Annotated in this window: 11 protein-coding genes and 1 pseudogene; 5 read left to right on the forward strand and 7 right to left on the reverse strand. The window is 70.3% G+C overall.

Annotated elements, in window-relative coordinates; translation table 11 throughout:
• Positions 1 to 139: 139 nt before the first annotated feature.
• On the forward strand, positions 140 to 829 hold the full coding sequence (locus RZ1_RS24995; protein ID WP_072815287.1) for an MBL fold metallo-hydrolase: 690 nt from the start codon (positions 140 to 142) through the stop codon (positions 827 to 829).
• A 73-nt stretch (positions 830 to 902) separates the two neighbouring features.
• Here RZ1_RS24995 and RZ1_RS25000 read toward each other — a convergent pair whose 3' ends face one another.
• From RZ1_RS25000 to RZ1_RS25015, 5 genes and pseudogenes are all read right to left on the reverse strand, one after another.
• A complete protein-coding gene (locus tag RZ1_RS25000) occupies positions 903 to 1,076 on the reverse strand; it encodes a hypothetical protein (RefSeq protein WP_218020488.1) in 174 nt (57 codons plus the stop codon).
• Positions 1,076 to 1,432, reverse strand: a complete 357-nt coding sequence (locus RZ1_RS31490; protein WP_238071839.1) for a zinc ribbon domain-containing protein — start codon at positions 1,430 to 1,432, stop codon at positions 1,076 to 1,078. Before RZ1_RS31490 ends, RZ1_RS25000 begins: the two co-directional genes overlap by 1 nt.
• 94 nt (positions 1,433 to 1,526) lie before the next feature.
• Positions 1,527 to 2,555 (reverse strand): annotated as a pseudogene (gene tnpB, locus RZ1_RS25005) (IS607 family element RNA-guided endonuclease TnpB); the annotation flags it as partial.
• Positions 2,555 to 2,737: a hypothetical protein gene (locus RZ1_RS25010; protein ID WP_218020489.1), complete on the reverse strand. Its 183-nt coding sequence runs from the start codon at positions 2,735 to 2,737 to the stop codon at positions 2,555 to 2,557. The gene RZ1_RS25010 and the pseudogene tnpB, both read right to left, overlap by 1 nt.
• 230 nt (positions 2,738 to 2,967) lie before the next feature.
• On the reverse strand, positions 2,968 to 3,153 hold the full coding sequence (locus RZ1_RS25015) for a hypothetical protein (RefSeq protein ID WP_072815257.1): 186 nt from the start codon (positions 3,151 to 3,153) through the stop codon (positions 2,968 to 2,970).
• 38 nt (positions 3,154 to 3,191) lie between these two features.
• Between RZ1_RS25015 and RZ1_RS25020 the strand changes: the two genes are divergently transcribed.
• Positions 3,192 to 4,928, forward strand: coding sequence for an alkaline phosphatase D family protein (locus tag RZ1_RS25020; RefSeq protein ID WP_083583909.1), 1,737 nt, complete (start codon positions 3,192 to 3,194; stop codon positions 4,926 to 4,928).
• An 11-nt stretch (positions 4,929 to 4,939) separates the two neighbouring features.
• On the opposite strand, the gene RZ1_RS31495 is transcribed toward RZ1_RS25020, so the two are convergent.
• Both RZ1_RS31495 and RZ1_RS30705 read right to left on the reverse strand, forming a co-directional pair.
• Positions 4,940 to 5,185 (reverse strand): hypothetical protein, encoded by a 246-nt coding sequence (locus RZ1_RS31495; protein WP_072815259.1) that lies wholly within the window; start codon positions 5,183 to 5,185, stop codon positions 4,940 to 4,942.
• Positions 5,186 to 5,462: 277 nt separating this feature from the next.
• Entirely contained in the window at positions 5,463 to 5,717 is a 255-nt protein-coding gene (locus RZ1_RS30705; RefSeq protein WP_169918113.1) for a hypothetical protein, read from the reverse strand.
• A 290-nt stretch (positions 5,718 to 6,007) separates the two neighbouring features.
• Between RZ1_RS30705 and RZ1_RS25035 the strand changes: the two genes are divergently transcribed.
• From RZ1_RS25035 to RZ1_RS25045, 3 genes are all read left to right on the forward strand, one after another.
• Entirely contained in the window at positions 6,008 to 6,739 is a 732-nt protein-coding gene (locus RZ1_RS25035) for a hypothetical protein (RefSeq protein ID WP_072815262.1), read from the forward strand.
• A 115-nt stretch (positions 6,740 to 6,854) separates the two neighbouring features.
• The gene (locus RZ1_RS25040) at positions 6,855 to 7,112 is read left to right on the forward strand and encodes a site-specific integrase (protein WP_072815263.1); all 258 of its coding nucleotides are present in this window, start codon (positions 6,855 to 6,857) and stop codon (positions 7,110 to 7,112) included.
• 161 nt (positions 7,113 to 7,273) lie between these two features.
• The gene (locus RZ1_RS25045) at positions 7,274 to 17,863 is read left to right on the forward strand and encodes a type I polyketide synthase (protein ID WP_072815265.1); all 10,590 of its coding nucleotides are present in this window, start codon (positions 7,274 to 7,276) and stop codon (positions 17,861 to 17,863) included.
• Positions 17,864 to 17,892 lie beyond the last annotated feature (29 nt).

Below are 17,892 nucleotides of genomic sequence, written 5' to 3' on the forward strand. Positions count from 1 at the left end.
GACGGTCCGGTTGCGTTTCGATGGGCCGGCGCCGAATCGCGCGACACCGGACTGTGCCATGGTAGGCGCGCCCACCGACACGTTCCCGTTGGTAGCCTCCTCACCTCGGCCGATGCGACTCGGCGGTAACGTGCAACACATGCCGAAGCACCCCGTGACCATCGACGACCACTACACCGGGGAGGTCTCCCCCGGCGGCCCCGCGCAGCGCCGCACGATCCCCGGCGCGACCATCGTCAAGCTCTCCGTCGGCCAGATGGACAACAACACCTATCTCATCACCGATACCGCCACCGGCAAGTCGCTGTTCATCGACGCCGCGAACCAGCCGGACCTGCTCGTGAGCTACCTCGCCGAGAACGCGCCGAAGCTCGAGCTGATCGTCACCACGCATCAGCACTGGGATCACTGGCAGGGTCTCGCGCAGGTCGCCGCGGCCACCGGCGTGCCGACCGCCGCGCATCCGCTCGACGCCGAACCGCTGCCCGTCACGCCGGCCCGGATGCTCATGGAGGGCGACACCGTCGAGATCGGTGAGCTGTCGTTCGAGGTGCTGCACCTGTCCGGGCACACCCCGGGCTCGATCGCGCTGGTTCTCGAGGAGCAGGGCACCGGCCGGCACCACGTGTTCACCGGCGACTGCCTGTTCCCCGGCGGCATCGGCAAGACCGCGGACCACGAGAAGTTCACCTCGCTGCTCGACGACGTCGAGACGAAGTTGTTCGGCCGCTTCGGCGACGACACCGTCATCTACCCGGGGCACGGCAAGGACGCGACGCTCGGGGCCGAGCGTCCGCACCTCGGTGAGTGGCGCGAACGCGGCTGGTAACGAACACGGCCGGTAACGCAGTCGCCGAAGGCGACACCGTCGGAGCGACACCTGCGCGGGCGTTCCGAAACCGTCAAGCAGGCGGAAACGGCCGCGACGGCGGCGTCGCGAGGGTGAGCAGGTTCCCGTCGGGATCACGGACCTGGGCCAGCGTCGAGTAGTCGCCCTCGATGTCGTCCCCGAGCACGATCCCGATACCGTTGCCTTCTGGTGAGCGAACGTGAGCACGCTCTGTTCGCTTCGCCATCAGACAGCCTCACCTTCCGGTGAGACAGTCCCCGTCTTACCCCTGTGAGGGTGCGGGGTTGACGCTTCAACGCCTGCTGCCTTTTCCGCTGCTGCGGATCGGGTCTTGTGCGTGGCTCCACGTCCGTCTCCACCCGGATCGGTGGCGGCCGGGCTACTCCCGGTACCGGTCCCCGTTGCACCCGTGTGCTGGGTCTCGCCGAGGCGGGCGAGGTTGATCGCGGCATTATGATCACGATCGATCGTCAGGCCGCAGTGTGCACACACGTACGTCCGGTCCGCGAGGGTCAGGTTTGGTTGTCGCCTGCCACATCCCGAACACGTTTTCGATGATGGGTAATAGCGGTCTGCCTCCACCAGCGTCGAGCCGTACCAGCGGGTCTTGTAGGACAAGCATCCGCCGGATCTGCGCCAACGCCGCGTCCGCGAGCGCCCGGTTCAGACCGCGCTTGTAGGCCCCACCGGCCGAGCGCATCCCCGCAGCGTTCACCGTCTCCACCACGATCACCTGATGCCACTGCGCCAACGCGGTGGTGGTCTTGTGCAGCACATCACGGCGCACCGCCGCCGCGTGGGCGTGCGTCCGGCCGATCCGCCGCTGAGTTTTCCGCCACCGCTTCGACGGCTTCTGTTTCGTCTGGGTTGCCACGTTGTACGGGCCATGCTGCCGCGCGGCCCTGCGCTGCAGCGCCTGTAGCCGAGCCTGGGCGGCAGACAGGGACTTCGGTGCCGGGACCCGGTCGACCTCACGGCCGTCCGGGGTCGCGACGACGAGCAGGGCGTCGGCCTTGACCCCGACGTCGACACCGACCACCGGCTCGCCGAATCCCACATGAGCGGGTACCTTCACCGGGCGCTGGACCAGCACCTGAAGGGCCACATGCCACCGCCCGGACGAATCCTCACTCAACGTGGCCGACAGGATCCGGGCGGTGCCCGCCTCGATCCGGCGGGCCAGTTTCCGAGTGGACTCATGGGTCGTGACCCGCCCGATCCTGGGGAGGGTGACGTGATGCCGGTCGGTCTCGACCCGGATCGTGCCGGTGGTGAATCGCACCGATCGCCGCGACCGGGCCGTCTTGAACCTCGGGAACCCGACCGTCTTCCCGGCCCGCTGACCCGTGCGGGACGTCGACCATGCGTCCAATCCCCTGGCGAGAGCGTCGAGGCCGGTGTTGTACGCCTCCTTCGAGTTCTCGCGCCACCACGGCGCGAGGTCCTCTTTGCGGGCGTTCCAGGCCTTGCGCAATGCGGGCAGTGACCACCCCAGCGACGGCGTCAACTCGTCCTCGGCGAGACCGTAAGAGCGTTCCGCAGTCCGCTGGTCGAGCACCGCTTTGACGGCGGCGAGCATCGTGTTGTGTGCCTTGCGGGCGGCACCGGCGTGCGAGCGGAACGCCCGCACCTGCGCGGGCGTCGGATCGAGGGCGAACTTGTATGCCTGCGCCGTCGAGCCGGGCGGGATCTCGAATCGGGCCATCAGGACCTCGCCTCGACAGGCCCGTCGTGCCGGGTGGCGGTGACCGCCCGCATCGAGGTCGGAACCTCGATCATGCCGCGCGGCGGATCGTCGTCGGTCACCACGATCCGGCAGCCCTGCGTCGACAGAGCCGCCTTCGAATCCTCGGCTGCCGAACCGGCCGGACGGTCGCGATGGTCCACGACGATCATGCTCGCAGAGGGCTCCGACACAAACCCGTGCCTCCACCACCTGGCCGTCAGGTCGAGGCTCGGCCACCTCGACCGAGATGGTGTTCGGCGCCGCCGAGCAGGCACCGGCATCCGGGTCCTGACCGACCCCCGGCTAGGCGGTCTGCGGATGCACGCCCTGAGGTACCGCGCTCACTCGGGCTGCTTCAACCGCCATGAGAAACACATTCGATCATGTTTGTTCACAGGATGTCGAGCAGTTCGTAACCCTCGGCGCCGAGCGCCCGCACCTCGGCGAGTGGCGCGAACGCGGCTGGTAACTGCTGGCCGACACCCCTTCCGGCGCGACCCTCAGGCGGTCCGGACTCGATGCGGAAATCGCCGGAATCGTCCTGGGAGCGCTCGCTGCGAGTACCGTCGGACCGCATGAGTCGGTCGCTCAGTCGAGCACGGGCACGGTGACGCCGTGGCGGATCTCGTTCTCGGCCCGTTACTTCGGCACGTCGGTGCTACGGACGCCACGGTGTGGGTGGAGACGTCCGCTCCGTGCACCGTGCAGGTCCTCGGTAACTCGGAGAAGACGTGGACGGTGGCAGGCCACCACTACGCCCTCGTCTCGGTCGAGGACTTGGAACCGGGATCCACCACGCCCTACGAGGTCCGTCTGGACGGGCGCGAGGTGTGGCCACATCCCGGCGACGACGCGTCCCTGATACGGACGCACAGTGCCGGCGCCCGGTTCGTCCTGGCGTTCGGCTCGTGTCGCGTGGCGACGGCCCCGGACGACGGGGATTCGTCCGCACTGGGGACCGATGCTCTCGTGGCCTACGCGCAGCGCATGCGCGCTCGCTCCCCCGAAGAGTGGCCCGACGCCCTGTTGTTGCTCGGCGACCAGGTGTATGCCGACGAACTGTCGCCGGAAATGCGGCGGCGTGTCGGCGAGCGGCACGATCTGTCGCAACCACCGGGCGCGCAGGTGCGGAACTTCGAGGAATACACCTGGCTGTATTCCCAATCGTGGTCCGAGTGCAACGTCCGTTGGCTGTTGTCGACCGTGCCGACCTCGATGATCTTCGACGACCACGACGTGCATGACGACTGGAACACCTCGTACCTGTGGCGGGCCGAAGTGGAGGCGTCGTCGTGGTGGGAGGAACGGATCGTCGGCGCCCTCATGTCGTACTGGATCTACCAGCATCTCGGGAATCTCTCACCGAAGGAACTGTCCGAAGACGCGCTCTACGCCCGTGTCCGGAACTGCGGGGGTGATGCCGAGCCGATTCTCCGCGCCTTCGCGTCCGATGCGGACGAGGAAGCGGACGGCGCTTCCGGCACGCGGTGGTCCTACCGGCGGGACTTCGGTTCGGTGCGGATGCTGATGATCGATTCGCGGTGTGGCCGGGTCCTCACAGCCGACCGCCGGGACATGGTGTCGGATCCGGAGTTCGACTGGATCGAAAGCCAGACCGAGGGCGACTACGATCACCTGCTCATCGGGACGTCATTGCCCTGGTTGCTTCCGCGTGCCATGCACGACGTCGAAGCGTGGGACGAGTTGCTCGCATCCGGCGCGCGCGGCGAACGCCTCGGGCGGTGGGCCGAAAAGCTCCGTCGCGGTGCGGATCTCGAGCATTGGTCTGCGTTCCGCGACTCGTTCGAGCGTGTCGCCCGGTTGCTGGCGGAGGTCGGCAGTGGACGCCGCTCGGGGCCGTCCGATGTCACCCCGGCGACGGTGTGCGTGCTGTCGGGCGACGTGCACCACGCATACGCCGCTCGTGCCCACTTCCGCGTCCCCGTGAGCGCGGCGATCTACCAGTTGACGTGCTCGCCGTTACACAATCATGTCCCGACGGCGGTCCGGGTGGCGTTCCGTGTCGCCTGGAGCCGCGCAGCAGAACGCTGCGTACGCGCAGTTCTCGGGCGGGTGACGCCAGTGCCGGACACCTCCATCACCTGGAGCAAGGCAGCCGGTCCGACATTCGGAAACCAGGTCGCCACGCTCCGAGCCGAAGGTCGCGCCGCGCATCTGACCATCGAGCGGACGGTGACAGCTCGCGGCGCACACCATTTCGAGACGGTCGCCGAGCTCGGCTTGACTTCCGACGGACCCCCCGCCGTGGAGCAACCCTCCGACGTGCAACGCCGACGGCGACGAAACCCGGCCACGCGGTGGCGTGCAGCGAGGACAGTCAGGGAAACCTGACTGGCCTGGGCTTATCGATGGCCCTCTCCCGCTGTGCCGTCCTGCGACTGCCCTTCGCCCGTCGTCGGCCCGTCCTCCGACTCGACGAGGTCGGCAAACGCGGTACCCGAGACCATTCCGTCGGTTCCCGGCACCGTTACCGTAGGTCTGGCACCGGGCTCGTACATCTGCTGAATCTCGTGTGCCCGTTCCTGCGCACTACGTTTCGTGTCGTTGTCGAGGTCGTCGAAATCGTCGGGTGTCCGATCTTCGTCCACAGCACTCGCTCCAATCGTCACTGGTCCCCGCGAAACAGGCCTCCGGTCCAGAATCCTCCATCGGGCGGTACGGGGACGCCGTTTCGGCCCGACCGCTCATGAAGCACGCCCTGGTGTCCGGATGGGCCATGCTCGGCACTGCCCGACAGGACCGGGAAAGCGCGAAGTATATTCACCCAGGAAGTGCCGCCTTTAGCAGAACCCACAACCGCGAGGACGCCTGCAGCGAGCTCGCCTCTGCTTGTGAAACCTTCGTTCTTGGTCACGAACTTGCGCATCACCTGCTGGGCGATACCCACTTCACATCGAGTGCCCGTTGGAGGAAGCGGCAGCTCGGATCAAACTCGTTGCCGCCACGGAACGGAAGCCGCCTAGCTCCCAACGCGCGAGCAGAGATCTTCTGGACCTTGACGTCCTCTCCGGCCTGAAGGCCGACGACACGGTCATCTATCCGGGTCACGGCAAGGATTCGACGCTCGGTGCCGAGTGTCCGCATCTCAGGGAGTGGCGCGAGTCGGCCGTCGGTCGTCATCCGAGACGCTCACCTCAGTGAGAACGACCGGCGGCGAAGAGAGGGCTCGGCCGACCTCGCCGAGGAACCGGGTGCTCGTGACGAACCTCCAGGCCGGCGGTCCGCGCGACGCTGCGGTGGGGATCGGCGCCTCGACCAGTCGGAACGTCCTCTCCTCCCGCTCCGGGCGGCGACCCTGCACAACGACACGACGCCGCAATCGCCGTCGTCGAGGCGACTCCGGTGGTTGTCTGGATCCGGAATCGGTGCGCCCCGGCGTCACCATCTGATCGACCGCAGAGGAGAGCAGCATGGATTCCGATGTCCCGGAACACGGCGAACCGCAGCCGGCTCGACACGATCCGGACCCGCGCACACGCACGATCTGGATCTTGGGTACTGCCGTGGTGGTATTGGCCGGTGTGCTCATCGTGGTGCTCAGCCTGTTTCTGCTCCGCAGCCGGGATGCCGACTCCGAGGCCACATCAACTCCCCCAGCCGGTGGTGAGGCCACCTCGGCACCGACGCTGCCCTCCACCACCGACAGCGCAGGAGAGGTAACCCGGCAGTCTGCACCGCCCCCACCCACCACTTCGGTACCGGCAGAGGAAGATGCACCGCCCGAACGCAACCGACCGGAGTGGCCCGGGCCGAACTTTGTCGGGCTGACGCCTTCACCGGAGTTCCCGACATCGCTGCCACAGTGGACGATGACGAGATCGTGGACCGTGCTGCCCCGCTACTTCGACGACTCGCCGTGGACAGAAGCTTCCGGCCCGGATTACGGAGCTTTTCCCGCCACCATGAACGGCTGCGATTCCAGCCGCTTCCTGGTGCGCTGGCGGGCTGTCAACGACACCAGCCGGCTCGTCGCCACCTACGTCGATGCCGTCGGCACGCCAGGAATGCAGGTCACCGGAAACGCCGGCTGGATGGACCTCGACCAGTGCCACACTCCGGCGTTCCGGCTCCTCGGCGCCACCGACGGATCGACACTCACCGATGTGACGATCGCGGTCCAGCAATACATGCCGGCCCCCTGATCCCACGTCGACCGTCGCTATCGGTCTGGACCGGTGAGCTGCCTCGCGCCCTCCGAGCCCCGCATCGATCGTCGACCCGGCGGCCACCGTCACACGCGGTGGTCCGAGGACGAACATGTTCCTGGCGCACCTGACGGTCATCGAGCGATCTCCCACCACGGTCCATTCGTATGCGTTCGATCTGCGCGACTACTTCCGATTCCTGGGCGAACACCAGATCGACTGGACCGCTGTCACTCACGATCGGGACGAGCAGATGTCGCCTCTGCCGATCGCCACAAGGCGATGTTCCGCCTGGATTCGTCGTACGTTCGATCCGTCGCCCGGGACCCCGGCGCAACGAGCTCGGGCACGTGCTGCAGCGAGTTGGTGAGATGGTCCTTCATGCAGACCGCGGGGTGCGGCGCAGGCATCGGCCGCACGGCAGAAATCTGCACCGGCAATGCATGGAACTCCGCTTCCGAGGCAGCCGCCACGGATAGAATCGAGGACCTGCGACGGCACGGGGGGCGCTCGGTTAGGAGCTGATCCCGGATGACCGATCAAGCGACACTCCTCGACTACCTCAAGAGGGTGACTGCCGAGCTCTACCAGGTGAAAGAGAAGCTTCACGAGTCCGAAGCCGTGCGTCACGAACCGATCGCCGTCATCGGGATGGGCTGCAGGTTCCCCGGTGGGGTGCGGTCGCCCCAGGACCTGTGGCAGTTGGTGGAATCCGGTTCGGAGACCGTCACCGGCTTTCCCGAGGACCGGGGCTGGAATTCGGCCGAACTCTACGATCCGAAGGCGGAGCAGGCCGGCAAGACCTACACGCTGCAGGGCAGCTTTCTCGACGACCCGGCGGGGTTCGATCCCGAGGTCTTCGGCATCTCGCCGCGCGAGGCGCTGGCGATGGACCCGCAGCAGCGTCTGCTGCTCGAAACGAGCTGGGAGACCTTCGAACATGCCGGCCTGGATCCGCGGTCGGTGCACGGTTCCCGGGTCGGGGTGTTCACCGGGCTGTCCGGGATCGACTATGCAGCGCGGGCCGGGGGGCGGCCACCCGCGGACCTCGAGGGTTACTTCATCACCGGCAACGCCATGAGCGTCGCGTCCGGCCGGGTGGCATACAGCTTCGGTCTGTCCGGACCTGCGATCACCGTCGACACCGCGTGCTCGTCGTCGCTGGTGTCCATCCACCTCGCCATGCAGGCACTGCGCGGCGGTGAGTGCGAACTGGCCCTGGCGGGTGGGTCGACCGTCATGGCGACGCCGGGGGTGTTCGTCGAGTTCAGCCGCCAGCGTGGACTGGCCCGCGACGGGCGGTGCAAGGCGTTCTCGGCGGCCGCCGACGGCACCGCGTGGGGCGAGGGCGCGGCGATGATCGCGTTGGAACGGCTGTCCGACGCGCAGCGCCACGGTCGGCGGATCCTCGCCGTGATCCGGGGCAGCGCGGTCAACCAGGACGGTGCCAGCAACGGCCTGACCGCACCGAACCGGCGGGCCCAGGAGCGCGTGATCCGGCAGGCGCTGAGCAATGCCGGGATCGGCCCGGCCGACGTCGACGTGGTCGAGGCGCACGGCACCGGCACCACCCTGGGCGATCCGATCGAGGCGTCCGCCCTGCTGGCGACCTACGGCCGCGATCGCCCGGCCGGCCGGCCGCTGTGGCTCGGCTCGGTGAAGTCGAATCTCGGGCACACCCAGGCTGCCGCCGGGGTGGCCGGGGTGATGAAGATGATCATGGCGATGCGGCACGGCGTCCTGCCGAAGACACTGCACATCGACCAGCCCACCCCGCACGTCGACTGGTCCGCCGGGACGGTGTCCCTGTTGACCGAGAACCGGGAATGGCCCGAACTCGACCGGCCCCGCCGGGCGGCGGTCTCGTCGTTCGGTATCAGCGGCACCAACGCTCACGTCGTCCTGGAGCAGTCCCCACCGGACGAGCAGCCGGCCCCCGACCCGAGTGCCCCCGCGGGCGAGGTGGTGGCCTGGTTGGTGTCGGGCCACACCGAGCCCGCGCTGCGCGCGCAGGCCGTGCGGCTGCGCGAGTACGTGTCCGCCCACCCCGAGTTGACGCCCGCCGCGGTGGCCGGATCGCTGCTGGGCTCGCGTGCCGCCTTCGATCACCGCGCCGCGGTGATCGGCGCGCGGTCCGAGACCCTGCTCGGCGGCCTCGGCGCGCTCGCTCGCGGCGCCCCGAGCGCCGACGTCGTCACCGGTGTGGCGACGGAGGCCGGGGACCGGCCGGTGTTCGTCTTTCCCGGCCAGGGTTCGCAGTGGGTCGGGATGGCAACGGAATTGCTCGATACATCGCCGGTGTTCGCCGACGCCGTGCGGGCATGCGCCGAGGCGCTGGCTCCGCACACGACGTTTTCGCTGCTCGAGGTGCTGCGCGACCGGGATCCGGCCTCTCTGGACCGCGTCGACGTGGTGCAACCGGCGCTGTTCGCGATGATGGTCGGGCTTGCTGAGCTGTGGCGTTCCCACGGTGTCGAACCCGCGGCTGTGGTCGGACATTCGCAGGGTGAGATTGCCGCCGCCTGCGTCGCCGGCGCGCTGAACCTCTCCGATGCGGCGCTGGTCGTCGCCGCGCGCAGCAGGGTGATCGCGGCGTCGGCGCGGCGTGGCGGCGGGATGGCCTCGGTAGCGCTGCCCGCGGACGTGGTGCGGGACAGGATTTCCCCCTGGGCCGGCGCCGTCGAGGTGGCGGCGGTCAACGGGCCGTCCGCGACGGTGGTGTCCGGTCCCGTCGGGGCTCTCGACGCCCTGGTCGGACAGTGCCGGGACGACGGCGTCCAAGCCCGCCGGATCGCAGTGGAATACGCCTCGCACTGCGCGGACATATCGGTGCTGCGCGAACCGATCCTCGACGTGCTGGCCCCGGTCCGGCCCCGCCGGTCGCGGATCCCGTTCTACTCGGCGGTGACCGGGGGCGTACTGGACGGCGCCACGCTCGACGCCGACTACTGGTACCGGAATCTGCGCCACCCGGTCCGCTTCGAGCCCGCGACGAGAGCGCTGGCCGCGGACGGGTATCGCTTGTTCGTCGAGTCGTGCAGCCATCCCGTCCTGACCGTGCCGATGCAGGAAACCCTCGACGCGGAGGGCGTCGCCGGTTACGTCGTCGGCACCCTCCGGCGCGACCGGGCGGACCTGCGTCAGTTCACCGCCGCCCTCGCGGACGCGCACGTCCACGGCGTGCAGGTGGAGTGGGATCGGGTGCGGTGGGCCCGACGCCCCGGACAACAGTGGGTGGACCTGCCCACGTATGCCTTCCAGCGCCGCCGTTACTGGCTGGACGGGCCCGCACCGGAGGGTGATGTCGCCTCGGCGGGCCTGGACACGGGCGGGCATCCGATGCTCGCCGCGTCGGTCGAGCTCGGCGACGGCCGGGGCGCGGTGTTCACGAGTGTGCTGTCCCTGCACCGTCTTCCCTGGTTGCACGACCACATGGTCGGCGACGCCGTCGTGCTGCCCGGCACGGCCTTCGTGGAACTCGCGCTGCACGCGGGGAATCGCGTCGCCTGCGGCCGGCTCGAGGAGCTCACCCTCGAGGCACCGCTGGTGGTCCCCGCTGACGGTGAGGTCGCGGTGCAGGTGAGTGTGCTCGCCGACGGCGACACCGGCCGATGCGCGGTGGCGGTGCATTCCCGGCCCCCGGACGGCTCGCCGGACACCCCGTGGACCCGGCACGCCACCGGCACGCTCGCGACCGCCACCGTGGATGCCGCCGATTTCCCGGAACTGCAGTGGCCACCCGCCGATGCCGCACCGGTCGACATCCGCGGTCTCTACGACCTGCTCGACGAGGCCGGTTACGGGTACGGTCCGGTCTTCCGGGGCCTGCGCGCGGCGTGGCGCCGCGGCGACGACCTCTACGGCGAGGTGCGCCTGGGCGGCGACGACCCGGCCGCAGCGGTCGCGGGGTACGGGATCCATCCGGCGGTCCTCGACGCCGCGCTGCACCTGATCGCGCTCGGAACCGCCGGGACCGGTGTCCGGTTGCCGTTCGCCTGGCGCGACGTGCAGGTGCATGCCGTCGGCGCCACCGCGCTGCGGGTGCACATCACCACGACCGGACCCGAGCGCTACCGGGTATCGGCCTACGACGCGACCGGCCGACCGGTGGTGACCGCGGACTCGTTGACGCTGCGCCCCCTCGGGGAGACGGGTGCGCCGGTCCCGGGGGTCGGTGCCGGCCTCTACCGCGTGGAGTGGATGCCGGTCGGATCCCCCGCCCCGGCGCCGACGGGCCCGATGCCGGTGGACCTGATGCCGCTGACGGAGGCCCTCGCCGGGGACGGCGATCTTGCCGGTCGTGTCCTGTGGCTGCCCGCCGAACCGGGTGAGGAGCCGGATACGCCGGCCCGGGCGCACGCCGCCGCGGAGGCGACGCTGCACGCGGTGCAGTCCTGGCTCCGGGACGAGCGCCTCGCCGAGACCCGCCTGCTGGTCACGACCCGGCACGCGGTCGCGGTCCGGGACGACGAACCGGTCGACGACGTGGCCGCCGCGCCCACCTGGGGTCTGGTCGGCGCTGTGCAGAACGAGAATCCCGATCGCATCATCCTGGTGGACCTGGACGGAGCGGCCGGTACACTCCCCGACCCCGCGTCGTTGTCGACGGCGTTGTCCTGCAATGAATCTCAGATTGCCGTCCGAGACGGTGTGCTGCTGACACCGCTGCTCGCCGCAGTGGCACCCGCCGAAACGGGCCCGCCGCCCTTCGGCTCGGACAGCATCGTCCTGATCAGCGGTGGCACGGGCACCATCGGCCGACTGATCGCCCGCCACCTCGCCATTCGGTACGGAGTGCGCCGGCTGGTGCTCATCGGCCGGCACGCGCTCGACGCCGGCAGCGCATCCGCCTTGCGCGCCGAGTGCGCGGCGACAGGAACCGACGTCGAGATCGCCGCGTGCGACGTGACCGACCGCGCGGCAGTGGCCGCACTGCTCGACGGCATTCCCGGCCTCACCGGCGTGATCCATGCCGCCGGGGTACTCGACGATGCCACCGCCGCCACCCTGAGCGCGGGTCAGTTGCACGCGGTGCTGCGGCCCAAACTGGACGGCGCCTGGCACCTGCACGAACTCACCCGCGATCGGGCTCTGACGGCGTTCGTGCTGTTCTCCTCCGCGGCGGGGGTCCTCGGCGGCGCCGGGCAGTCGAACTATGCGGCGGCGAACGTCTTCCTCGACGCCCTCGCCCAGCACCGCCGCGCCCACGGCCTCCCGGCGGTCTCTCTGGCCTGGGGGTTGTGGGATCGCCCCAGCGGCATGACCTCCCATCTCGATGCCGCCGATCTGGACCGGTTGCAGCGCAACGGCATCGACACCATCGACGTGGACTCGGGGCTGGCCCTGTTCGACGCCGGGCTCGCCGCGAACCGCCCCCTGATCGTGCCGCTGCGGCTCTCGACGCGCGCCGCGCGCACCGAGGGACAGTCGCTGCCGCCGATCCTGCGCCGGGTGCTGGGGACCCGTCGCCGCCGGGTCGCGGCCACCGCATCGTCGACGGGGCTCGCCGACGAGTTGCGCGCGCTGGAGCCCGGCGACCGGTACAGCCGGGTACTGGACATCGTCACCACCCACGTGGCCGCAGCACTCGGCTACGACAGCGGTGAAGCGATCGACCCGGAGCGTGCCTTCAAGCAGCTGGGCTTCGATTCGCTGACCGCGGTGGAATTGCGCAATCAGCTGGCAACCGCGACCGGCGTGAAGCTGGCCGCGACCGTCGTGTTCGACTATCCCACCGCGGGCGAGCTCGCCCGGGAGCTGCTGACCCGTCTGCTCGGCAGCGAGACCGCTCCGCAGCCGACGACTGCACCGGCCCGCGCCCGGAGCGCCGACGACCCGATCGCGATCGTCGGAATGGCCTGCAGATACCCGGGCGAGGTGCACTGCCCCGACGACCTGTGGCGACTCGTCCGCGACGGCCGGTGCGCCGTGGGCGCGTATCCCCACAACCGGGGCTGGAATCTCGACGAGGTGTACGACCCGGATCCGGAACGGACCGGCACCACCTACATGAAGGAGGGCGGGTTCCTCCACGACGCAGACGAATTCGACGCCGCATTCTTCGGTATCAGCCCACGCGAGGCGATCGCGATGGACCCGCAGCACCGGCTGCTCCTCGAAAGCGCCTGGGAAGCACTGGAACACGCGGGAATCCGGCCGGACACACCCGACCTCACCGACACCGGTGTGTACGTCGGGCTGATGGGCGGCGACTACGGCTTCCACCTGATGACCCGGCGCGACGTCGACGCCGAGGGCTATCTGATGACCGGGACGAGCAACAGCGTGGCCTCCGGTCGGATTTCCTACGCGCTCGGTTTCACTGGTCCGGCCGTCACCGTCGACACGGCCTGCTCGTCGTCGCTGGTGGCCGTGCATCTCGCGGCCCGTGCGCTGCGCGACGGGGAATGCGCGCTGGCGCTGGCCGGTGGCGCGACGGTGATGGCCACCCCCGGTGTACTGATCGAGTTCAGCCGTCAACGCGGACTGGCGCCGGACGGTCGCTGCAAGCCGTTCTCGGACCGGGCGGACGGAACCGGGCTCAGCGAGGGCGCGGGGATGGTGGTGCTCGAGCGGCTCAGCGACGCCGAACGCAACGGCCACCGGGCGCTCGCGCTCATCCGCGGATCGGCGGTCAACCAGGACGGGGCCTCCAACGGATTGACCGCCCCGAACGGGCCGTCCCAGGAACGCGTGATCCGGCAGGCGCTGGCGTCCGCCGGGCTCGGCCCCGCCGACATCGACGCCGTGGAGGCGCACGGCACCGGCACGCGACTCGGGGACCCGATCGAGGCGCAGGCACTGCTGGCCACCTACGGCCAGCAGCGGGACGGCCGGCCGCTGTGGCTCGGATCGATCAAGTCGAACATCGGCCATGCCCAGGCGGCGGCCGGGGTGGCCGGCGTGATCAAGATGGTGCTGGCGATGCAGCACGGGGTGCTGCCGCCGAGCCTGCACGGCGACACACCGACCCGGCACGTCGACTGGACCGCGGGCGAGGTCTCGCTGCTCGCCGAGCCGGTGCCGTGGCCGGACACCGGACGGCCCCGTCGCGCCGGGGTGTCGTCGTTCGGGATCAGCGGCACGAACGCGCACGTGATCCTGGAACAGCCGGCCGCACGCGCGCTGCCGGAGGCGTCACCTCCGTCGGCGGCCCCGCTGGCCTGGGTGATCTCGGGAAAGACCGAGCATGCACTGCGCGCGCAGGCCACTCGGCTGGCGGCCTTCTGCGACCGGAGCGCGGATCTCCCGGATCCCGCCGACCTCGCGTACTCGCTGGCCACCACCCGGCCCGGTTTCCCTCACCGCGGCGCGGTGATCGGAGGCACATCGGCCGATCTGCTCGACGGTCTGACCCGCCTCGCGACCGGACGGCCCGGCGGCAACGTCGTCACCGGGACGAGCACCCGCGGCAGGACGGCGTTCATGTTCACCGGCCAGGGTGCGCAGCGCATCGGGATGGGTCGCGGCCTCCACGAGACCTACCCGGTGTTCGCCCGTGCCCTGGACGAGGCCTGCTCCGCACTCGACGAGCACGTGGAAATCCCGGTACGGCAGGTGCTCTGGGACGACACCGGCGGCGCGCTCGACCGCACCGAATACACCCAGCCGGCACTGTTCGCTCTCGAGGTGGCGCTGTACCGGCTGCTGCGGGAGTGGGGCCTCACCCCCGACTACCTGATCGGCCACTCCATCGGAGAGATCACCGCCGCCCACGTCGCGGGGGTGTTCAACCTGCCCGATGCCGCCGCCCTGGTGGGTATCCGCGGCCGGTTGATGCAGGCGACCGAACCGGGCCTGATGATCGCCGTGCGGGCCGGCGAGGGGGACATCCGGGCGCGGATCGACGGCCGCGTCGATCTCGCCGCCGTCAACGGCGCCGACGCGGTTGTCCTCTCGGGCGGCGAACGCGACGTCCGTGCCGTTGCGGCCGAATTGTCCGCCGCCGGACTGCAGACCACGACCCTGCGGGTCGGCCGGGCCTTCCATTCGACCCTGATGGAACCCGTCCTCGACCGGTTCACCACCGCGGTGTCGCGGCTGACGGCACAACCGCCGGAGGTTCCGGTGATCTCCAACGTCACCGGGCGCGTCGCCTCGGCCGAGGAACTCACGTCGCCGGACTACTGGGCTCGGCACCTCCGGCACGCGGTGCGTTTCCACGACGGCGTGCGCGCACTCGGCGACCTCGGCGTCACCCGCCTTGTCGAGGTCGGTCCCGGTGCGGCCCTGGCCGCCCTCGCCTCCGAGGTCGTGCCGACCACGATCGCCACGCTGCCCGGTCGCGGCGATGAGGCACATGAGGTCGTCGAGGCGGTCGCTGCCGCCCACGTGCAGGGCGCCACGATCGACTGGGATCGGATGCTGCCCGGCCGGCGTCGGGTGGAGCTGCCCACCTACGCGTTCCAGCGGCGGTCCTTCTGGCCGACGGCGCCGACACGCACGAGCGGGGATCCGGCGGAGCTGGGGCTGGGCCCGGCCGGTCATCCGTTGCTCGGCGCCGCGGTGCCGCTCGACGACGACGCGGTGATGTTCACCGGAAAGCTGTCGCTGCACCGGGATTCGTGGATCGTGCCACCACCGGCCGACGACGGTGCCGAGCCGTCGACGGGTGAGGTGAGGACGGTGCTGCCTGCGGTTCTGGTCGACCTCACGCTGCACGCCGCGCACACCGTCGGTCTCGACCACATCGCCGAACTCACCGTGCACCATCCCCTCCTCCTCGCGCCGTCGGGACAGGCTTCGATTCGCGTGCTCGTGTCGACACCCGGCACCGACGGTGGTCGCACCATCACGATCTCGTCGACCCCGGACGAGACCGAGAGCCCCGACACCTGGGTGCGGAATACCTCGGCGACGGTCGACGACGTCGTCGGTCCCGGTGGGGCACCGCATCGCATCTCGGGCGACGCCGACGCCGAGGTGCGCCTCGACGAGGGCACCGACACGGACGGGTTCGGCATCCATCCGGTGCTCCTGCAGGCGGCGCTCGCACCGGTGCTCGGCTGGGACGAGGTGCCGCTGATCTGGTCGGGGATCCGGTTGCACACGGTCGGCGCGGAGGCACTGTCGGTGAAGTTCGACGCCCTTGGGGGCGGACGGTATCGCGTAGTCGCCGTCGACACCGCGGGTGAGCCGGTACTGACCGTCGATGCGCTGCAGGCGGTGCCGCAGGCCGACGGGTCGGGCACGGGACGCGGAGCGGCACAGCGACTGCATCGGCTGTCCTGGGTGCCGGTCGAGGTCGCCGCGACCGAACCGGCCCCCGGTCCGGTCGTCGTCCTCGGCGAGTCGGATTTCGACCCGACCTTCCCGCACTGTTCCGATCCGGCAGCGCTGCGTACCGCGAGGGACGGTGCGGTCGCGGACGGCGAGCGGCGGCCATGGACGGTGCTCGTCGAATGCCGCACGGCCGGCGGGCACGGTCCCGGTGCCGTTCACGACGGGTGCGCCCGGGTGCTGCGGCTGCTGCAGGCGTGGCTCGACGACGACGATGTCGCGGACAGCACGCTCGTTCTCGTGACCCGCAACGCGATGGTCACCGGAACCGAGCGGGACCGCACCGAGGACACCGATCCGGGGGCCGCGGCGCTGTGGGGGCTTGTCGGCTCCGCGCAGAGTGAGAACCCGAACCGATTCGTGCTGATCGATCTCGACGACGCGGCGGACACCGAAGCCGCGATCACGGCCGCGCTGGCGAGCGGGGAACCGCAGTCGGCAGTCCGCACCGGTGCCGTTCTTGCGCCTCGGGTGCGGCGGCTGCGTGCCGCCGACGAGTCCGGTCCCCCGTTCGATCCCGCCGGTACCGTTCTGATCACCGGCGGCACCGGCACCCTCGGGTCGCTGGTCGCGCGGCACCTGGTGACCGAGCACGAGGCACGGCATGTGCTGTTGACCAGCCGCCGTGGACCCGCCGCCGAGGGCTGTGATCGGCTGCTGCGCGAGCTGAGGGACAGGGGAGCGGAAGCGCGTGCGGTTGCCTGCGACACCGCCGACGAGGCGGCCGTCGCCGAGTTGCTGCGCCGGATCCCGTCGGAACATCCGCTCACGGCGGTCGTCCACGCGGCCGGCGTGATCGACGACAGCACCCTGACAGCGCTCACCCCCGAGCGACTCGACACGGTGCTGCGGCCGAAAGTCGACGCGGCCTGGAACCTGCACCGGCTGACCGTGACCTCCGATGTGCGGGCGTTCGTCGTGTTCTCGTCCCTCGCCGGCATTCTCGGGGCACCCGGGCAGGCGAACTACGCCGCCGCGAACACATTCCTCGACGCCCTCGCCCATCACCGTCACGCCCTCGGGCTGCCCGCACTCTCGATCGCGTGGGGCATGTGGGCACCCCCGAGCACCATGACCGGCCACCTGGGGACGCTCGATCTCGCCCGGTCCCTCCGCAGCGGCATGACCCCGCTGACCGCGGAGGACGGTCTGGCTCTCTTCGACAGCGCGCTGGCGGCCGGGGTACCCACCGTGGTGGCCGCCCGGTTCGACCACACCGGCGCGGCGGCACCCTATGTGCCTGCGCCGCTGCGCGGCCTGATCCGGCAAGCCCGTCCGCGTGCCGCGGGGCCGGCGGCGGCCGGATCCGCGGATACCGGGTCGTCGAATTGGGCTCAGCGCCTCGCCGAGCGGTCGGTTCCCGAGCAGCGGCATCTGATGCTCGGGCTGGTCCGGGGCGCAGCGGCCGCGGTGCTCGGCCACGACGCGCCGGACTCGGTCGACCCGGAGCAGGCATTCAAGGAGCTCGGTTTCGACTCGCTGGCAGCTGTGGCGCTCCGCAATGAACTCGGTGCCGCCACCGGGCTCCGGCTGCCGACGACGATGGTGTTCGATCACCCGAATCCGCGGGCGGTTGCGGAGTTCCTGCGCGCGGAACTCGTTCCGGATCCGGTGGCGGTCGCCTGTGCCGACATCGACCGGCTCCGGCTGGACCTTGCCGAGGTCGGCGGCGACGGGCAGGCGCGGTCCGCGATCGCGGCGCGGCTGGAATCCCTGTTGGCCGAGCTCGGATCCCCGGACCGGGCAGGGACCGACGCGGTCGACAAGATTCGGGCCGCGACCGGCGAGGAAATCCTCGACCTGATCGACCGCGACCTGGGGCCCGACGACGGGTCGATATGACGCCCCTCGCAGCGAGCCGATCCGCCGCG

Source organism: Rhodococcus zopfii NBRC 100606 = JCM 9919, assembly GCF_001895025.1.
Lineage (GTDB): Bacteria > Actinomycetota > Actinomycetes > Mycobacteriales > Mycobacteriaceae > Rhodococcus > Rhodococcus zopfii.

Coding starts and splice junctions, on each gene's coding strand:
- RZ1_RS25000 (WP_218020488.1), bottom strand. CDS start 1,076: ATGGCGAAGCGAACAGAGCGTGCTCACGTTCGCTCACCAGAAGGCAAC.
- RZ1_RS30705 (WP_169918113.1), bottom strand. CDS start 5,717: ATGACGACCGACGGCCGACTCGCGCCACTCCCTGAGATGCGGACACTC.
- RZ1_RS25015 (WP_072815257.1), bottom strand. CDS start 3,153: ATGCGGTCCGACGGTACTCGCAGCGAGCGCTCCCAGGACGATTCCGGC.
- RZ1_RS24995 (WP_072815287.1), top strand. CDS start 140: ATGCCGAAGCACCCCGTGACCATCGACGACCACTACACCGGGGAGGTC.
- RZ1_RS25045 (WP_072815265.1), top strand. CDS start 7,274: ATGACCGATCAAGCGACACTCCTCGACTACCTCAAGAGGGTGACTGCC.
- RZ1_RS25035 (WP_072815262.1), top strand. CDS start 6,008: ATGGATTCCGATGTCCCGGAACACGGCGAACCGCAGCCGGCTCGACAC.
- RZ1_RS25040 (WP_072815263.1), top strand. CDS start 6,855: ATGTTCCTGGCGCACCTGACGGTCATCGAGCGATCTCCCACCACGGTC.